At 56.6% G+C, this 3,820-nt stretch carries 4 protein-coding genes; all 4 read left to right on the top strand.

Annotated elements, in window-relative coordinates:
* Positions 1–270 precede the first annotated feature (270 nt).
* Positions 271–624 (top strand): hypothetical protein, encoded by a 354-nt coding sequence (locus tag CKO35_RS17230; protein WP_200177341.1) that lies wholly within the window; start codon positions 271–273, stop codon positions 622–624.
* A 13-nt stretch (positions 625–637) separates the two neighbouring features.
* Entirely contained in the window at positions 638–2,320 is a 1,683-nt protein-coding gene (locus CKO35_RS17225; RefSeq protein ID WP_200177340.1) for a PepSY-associated TM helix domain-containing protein, read from the top strand.
* Complete coding sequence (locus tag CKO35_RS17220) at positions 2,313–2,615, top strand: DUF3325 family protein (RefSeq protein ID WP_200177339.1); 303 nt, start codon at positions 2,313–2,315, stop codon at positions 2,613–2,615. Before CKO35_RS17225 ends, CKO35_RS17220 begins: the two co-directional genes overlap by 8 nt.
* Positions 2,616–3,631: 1,016 nt before the next feature.
* Positions 3,632–3,820 (top strand): transposase (locus tag CKO35_RS17210; RefSeq protein ID WP_200173378.1); only part of this gene is annotated, 189 nt, incomplete at its 3' end.

Raw genomic sequence — 3,820 nt, 5'->3', positions numbered from 1 at the left:
AGTACATCGAGATGGAGTACAACAGCGACCGGCTCCACTCGTCCCTGGGGTACATCACCCCTCAGCAACATTTTTTAGCGGTTGCTGCTTAATCCGTGTCCGCTGCGACTTGACCAGAACAGATTGGGTAAAAGTAGAAGAGCATCCATGATCTCTGAAACACCCATAAAGGTTGGATCCGCAAGACCGGGTGCTTGGCAAGGTATTTCCTGGGACAGCACAGATGACCTCCGTCGGCTTTTTTTGCATTGTAATTGGAGATGGTAGCGGATGATCAACACAACGGACCAGGCCCGGGCATTATCGACAAGCCATAGATTACACGCTTCTATGCGGGATCGATTACATCTGTTTGTTGTAGCTCGCATAGCCGCCGCGTTGTTGGGAGGCTATGCCTTTACCTGGGGATTTACCGCCTTCGGTATCACCGGTCTAGTGGCCCTGGGGGGGGATTTCCATGAGGCGGAAACAGCGTTGATGCTAATTGCCTTCCTTGTCTACCTGCCACTGTTCTTGTGGGCTTTTGTTGCCACAAGTCTCTTCCGTGTATGGGCGGTGCTGGGTGGTGGGGCGCTTGTCATGACTGCTGTGGCCTGGGGGCTGCAGCAGGTGCTGTTGTCCTGACGGAGGTTTGATAATGTTTGCCAATTTCCGTCTGGCCATGACTTGGCTGCACACTTGGTTCGGCCTGGTGCTGGGCTTCATATTGATGGCCGCCTTCTTTTTCGGTGCGCTGTCGGTATTCGATCGAGAAATTGATCGCTGGGCAATACCTGAGACGCGCTTTGCTCCACAGCATATGCCTAGTTTCGACGCTGTACTCAAACCTGTATACGAAAAGCTCAAGCCTCATCCAGACGACATGGTGGCGACGCAAAAACGCGTCATAGGCGATCTGCCTCACCCTGACACTCTGACAATATCCTCGCTTTACGCCTACACCACGCACCGCGATCCGGTGCTGACTATCGGGGCAGAGTTTGATATCCCCAACGAGCTCAAGGACGCTGCTGACGAACATGCCCATGTGCATGGCTGGGCAACCATTGATCCGCGTTCGGGTGAGTTCCTGTCCGACGACAAGCTCAAGATCGGCAGCAACTGGTTTTACCCGATGCACTACCGCTTGAACTGGTCATGGATGCTCGTGGGTTACTGGTTGGTAGGCTTGGCCGGTTTTATCATGTTGGTGGCATTGGTCACTGGTGTGATCATACACCGCAAGATTTTCCGAGAGTTCTTCACCTTCCGCCCTTGGAAGCGTACCCAGCGCAGTGCGCTGGACCTGCATAATCTGACCGGTGTCGTAGCTTTTCCCTTTCACTTCTTCTTTGCTTTTACTGGATTGGTGATTTTTGCCAGTTGGCTGTATTTCCCGGTTGGGGACACTTTGCTCCGCCCCCTGCACAAGCAACACGAAGTTGTGGAGGCCCAGCGCACGGGTTTACCGAACGAGCCAGCGGGGGTCCCTGCGCCGCTTGCATCAGTCGATGCCATGATTCTTGAAGCCAAGCGCCGTTGGGCCGCACGTGACATGCCTGGCGAAGTGGGGCTGCTGTTCATCAATCACCTGGGCGATATCAATGGTTATGTCAGTCTTTACCGCGCGGGTAGCGACCAAGTGGCGTTGGTGGGGCAAGCCATCCACTTCAAGGCCAGTACCGGCGAAGTGTTGCGCGAAGAGCCGCCCCCGAGTGTGGTGGGTAGCATCAACGAATTTCTCACGGGTTTGCACCTGCAGCATTTCGAGCACTGGTTACTTCGCTGGCTGTATGTGTTGGGTGGTCTGCTCGGTTGCGTCTGCATTGCCACCGGCTTCATTTTCTTCGTCGAGAAGCGCAAGCGGAAACATGCTGAAAGTGGTAGTCAGGGTAGCCGCATCGTTGATGCGCTGGCGGTGACGACAGTGACCGGTATGCTCATCGCTACCATCGGCATGCTGGTGGTCAATCGCGTGTTGCCTGCCGATCTGGTTGGTAAAGGGGATTGGGAAAAGCTGGCGTTTTGGGGGTTCTGGTTACTTGCTTTGCTGCATGCGCTGTGGCGCAGCGCGCCGGTCGCCATGGCTGCGCGCAATCCAGCCTGGGCTGAGCAATGCCGGGTATTGGCCGCGTTGGCATTTTTGGCGGTAGCGACCAACTGGCTGACAACAGGCGATCACCTGCTCAAAACCGTGTTTATCGATACATACTGGCCGGTGGCAGGTCTTGACTTGAGCCTGTTGGTTGGAGCTTTAATCGCTGCATGGGCAGGCGGACGTTTGGCCTGCAAGTCGACGAGCTTCCCGGGCATGAAGCAGGAGGGAGAGGCTTATGAATGAAGCCCTCTGGCTCCTGTTGGCTGCGCTCACCGCCCTTTTGGGTATGGCGTGGCTTGCATTGGCGATGCCGATGCACTGGAAACAAGTGTTTACACACACGGCGGTGCAGCCATCCACCGCCATCTTGCGCTTACTGGGATGTTTGAGCCTATTGGTATCGGCCTGTTGCTGCGTCATGGCCGATTCTCTCTCTATGGCGGTACTGGTATGGCTGATGTTGTTGGCTGGGGCGGCATTTATGGTTGCCATGCTGCTTGCCCGTTACCCGACGTTGTTGAGAATTTTCTGGCCTTAAATCAGGGCATAGTCTGAGACTGGTTCGGGGCATACGCTGGAAGGTGCATGGCAAAAGAATGTAGTGGTGTTCGGTATATAACGTGGCGACAGATTGCCGTGGTGGGTAGCGGTGCTCACAGGGTTCTCCGGAAGGCGGGAGCGCTGGCTGGCCCGGAGCGGTTTGACTGGCGACCAATGGTTGAGAATTGTTCGCAATGGGGCTCGACCGGACAGGCGTTCCTGGTCGGGCCGTAAGGCGTCGCGAGGCGGAAACGGTATTGACCGTTTCCTGGGGGCGTTCAGAAGTCGCGCCGAAAGCAGCAAGGTTCGCGGAAGGCCGGTTGCTCCCGAGCGCTGAGCAGGCGCAGAAACGCTCTTGGGCACGGTCTGCGGTCTGTTGCGAATAACCTGTCTTACGCCGCAACCAGCCTTGCAGCCAGCCGTGATGCTCGCGATACAAATCGGCAACGGGTTGGGGGGATGTGGCGGTGCGCACGGGAGGCCTCAGGACGAGTTCGCAGGCAGATCCTGGAGCGTATGGATGCCCAGGATGTTGGGCCCACTAATTTCTCCTGCCTGTGGGTCGATGTCATCGCTGAGCGCGGCGATCCCGAATTATCCCGCATTCGCAAGCCGGCTGACAAAATACTCGGCGCCGATCAATGGCGAAAGCCGCCAAAAGCTGGGTAACGGATTGGTGGAACGGCACTTGGATCGACTGCAACCCGCACGTGAGCAAGAAAAGTACAGTTTGCATCCTGTCCCGGCACTCTCGCCCAAAGCCTTCAACGAACGCAGTCCGATGGCTAGAAGTCATACGTCGCGCGTAGCGTGAAGTTGCTTCCCTCGCCGTGGAAGCAGGCGAAGGTGCAAGCGGCCACGTAGTTTTTGTCGAAAAGGTTGTTTACGTGGAGGCTGAGCCGTAACCGGTCTACCCGGTAGTGCAAGGCGGCGTCGTAGACGGTGTAGGATGAAGTGGTCCAATTGTAGCGGACACCCCGTTAAGCCCTCGTAGGCTATGCATTGGAGGTGTTCATGAGCAAGAAGGCACGACGTCGATACACGGCGGAATTCAAGGCTGAGGCAGTGGCGTTGGTTGAGCGCCAGGGGTATGGGGTGGCCGAAGCTGCCCGGTCTCTGGGAATCAATCGCAGCCTGTTGGATCGGTGGTTGCGCAAGGAACGTGAGCGGCAATCTCCCCAGCATGACCAACAGGAGGACCAG

The organism is Ectothiorhodospira shaposhnikovii (assembly GCF_016584105.1).
Taxonomy (GTDB): Bacteria; Pseudomonadota; Gammaproteobacteria; order Ectothiorhodospirales; family Ectothiorhodospiraceae; genus Ectothiorhodospira; species Ectothiorhodospira shaposhnikovii.
The sequence above is the reverse complement of the archived record's forward strand: the minus strand, read 5'-3'. Positions and strand labels throughout refer to the sequence as shown.

What these genes read in the sequence shown, in the direction of transcription:
- CKO35_RS17230 (WP_200177341.1), top strand. Translation starts at nt 271, where the DNA reads ATGATCAACACAACGGACCAGGCCCGGGCATTATCGACAAGCCATAGA.
- CKO35_RS17225 (WP_200177340.1), top strand. Translation starts at nt 638, where the DNA reads ATGTTTGCCAATTTCCGTCTGGCCATGACTTGGCTGCACACTTGGTTC.
- CKO35_RS17220 (WP_200177339.1), top strand. Translation starts at nt 2,313, where the DNA reads ATGAATGAAGCCCTCTGGCTCCTGTTGGCTGCGCTCACCGCCCTTTTG.